Origin of the sequence: Nostoc sp. PCC 9305 (genome assembly GCF_963920915.1) — a bacterium.
Taxonomy (GTDB): domain Bacteria; phylum Cyanobacteriota; class Cyanobacteriia; order Cyanobacteriales; family Nostocaceae; genus Nostoc.
In genome coordinates, this window is record NZ_CAWUDN010000230.1 from 1 (window position 1) to 2,268 (window position 2,268).

Sequence of the window (2,268 nt, forward strand, 5' to 3'; positions counted from 1 at the left end):
TAGGAGTTAGGAGTTAGGAGTTAGGAGTTAGGAGTTAGGAGTTAGGAGTTAGGAGCAAATATACCAGGCGATTAGAAATCGCGGCTACACAAACGAAGTCCGCCTACGCGGACTCAAAGGATTTGAAACCCACGGAGGTGGGTTTTGTCTGTATAGCCGCGAATTCCATTCGCTAGGGCAAAAGTGTTTTTACACTCATTGAGATGCTCCCGTTATGAGTTATTTATTCCTTGCTCATCACTTCTAACTTTATTCATTACTCATAATTTTTCACTCCTAACTTTATTCCTAACTCCTAACTCCTAACTCCTAACTTTTTTACAACGCTCCCGCTGCTGTTTTATCTAGTACGCCTCCACCAAAGTGATAGGTGATGTTCATCGCTTGCAGTACTGGTAAACCATCGATTCCAGCAGGGTAGTCGATAACACTAACTGCACCGTTCCCCTGACGAAAACTCCAGAAGTTTTCCAGCGATAAACCCAGAATGTGACAAAGCAAGGTTTTGTTAGTAGCGTCATGAGCTACTACTAATACAGTTTTGAATTGATTATTTGATGCTGCTTGCAGAATTGATTGCCAAGCTGCAACGCTGCGCTCCCACACCTGTTGCAAGTTCTCTCCTTCAGGCATTTGCACTTGCGTTGGTATCAGCCGCCATCGCTGCAACTCTCCCGGAAACTCTTGCTCTATCTCTGTTTCTAATTTTCCTTCCCAAAGACCATGACTGATTTCTCTTAAACCATCTTGCAATTCTAACTTTACATTTGGATGTCGTTTTAAGATAATTTCTGCTGTTTCTTTAGGGCGGAGCATGGTGCTACTTACAGCAAAATCAATTTCTACGTCTTGAAGAAATTCACCTGCTTTTAGTGACTGTTGTCTACCGTTGTCGTTGAGGGGGACATCAATTTGTCCTTGAAACCTGGTTTGGCGATTCCAGTCAGTTTCCCCATGACGCACTAGTAACAATCGTACTCCTTGATGATCCGGTCGCAATGAGGGTAAAGATTCTCCCGTGTGTTGCGTCTGATTTAAGGATTCTAGCTGGACTGGTTCGCCCAATGCTCCAGCAAAGTTTAATACGGTGATGCCACAGTTAGATTGCTGTATTGAGTGGTAGCGACTGGGAGGGATGCCTAACGCTGTGCTAATCAAGGCGCGATTAATTCCGTTATGTCCCACGATGAGAATGGTTTCGCCTTGATGTTGGGACAAAATTTCTTGCCAAAACTGCCGTGCTTGTTCGTATAAAGCAAGAACGGGAAAATGTTCTCTTGTCCCTTGTGCATCATTAAGCAGCATCCGCAGTTTGTCGGGGTGTTGATGCCAAGTGCGGTAGTCTTCGGCAAATTTTTGCTTGACTTCAGAAGTTAGCAGTGCTTCCCATAAAGGTAGGTCGATTTCTAGCAGCAAATCAGAAACTTGAAGTACAGCAGATTGTTCAGCATGAGTAGCTAACTCACTATGGATAATATCTGCTGTGTGTTTTGCTCGTTGTAAGGGACTGCTGTAAATCGCATTAAATAAGATATTGCTGAGGGCTTTGCCTACAAGACTTGCATCATTACGACCTTTTTCGGTTAATGTTGACGCATCAGTGCGTCCTTGGATACGCCGCTCGGTGTTATAACCGCTTTGACCGTGGCGCACAATGATGACCTTTAAACCTTTATTTTTCAATACTCTTAACCTTTATTTTTCACAAAATGCTCATTTAATGCTCAAATATAATATTTTAAGTAATAAATTAACTATTTTAAGTATAAATTATTACTAATTATCAATGCTCAATATATGCTCACACACTAATCATCTCGTATAAACTCCAAGTACGACTCCAAATCTATTTCACACATTACCATACAAAGGTTCTAGCTGTTTTTGTCACTATGCCTCTTATTTTCGCTTGCTGGTACATTCCATCATTCCCTTACTAACACCCGGTTATAGGGCATTTCTGGCATTAATCAAAGTATCGTGAGAGTCATTATCACTCACTATTGAGAATGAGTAGAAAAGTAGTACAAAAATATTATTTTTATATCTATCTGTCTGTTATCTCCTGAAAACTCCAAGTACTACTCCAAGTATTTTGAAAATATGCACAAAAAAAGGACTCTAGATAGAGTCCTTGCTATTAACTAAGCTTTTGAGTTAACTATTCCCCCAACAAGTACATCACCTCTTCTAGCTTTTGTTTAGCTATGTAAAGATTGAGAAGCTTTTGCTGTTCCCATGATTGAGGCGGATGAAGTGAACGTCTTT

General features: G+C 41.0%; 1 protein-coding gene. It reads right to left on the reverse strand.

Features of this window, described 5'->3' with window-relative positions; all coding sequences use genetic code 11:
- Window positions 1–318 precede the first annotated feature (318 nt).
- Entirely contained in the window at window positions 319–1,683 is a 1,365-nt protein-coding gene (locus ACM0OX_RS35460; protein ID WP_414519868.1) for a histidine phosphatase family protein, read from the reverse strand.
- Between the last annotated feature and the right edge of the window lie 585 nt (window positions 1,684–2,268).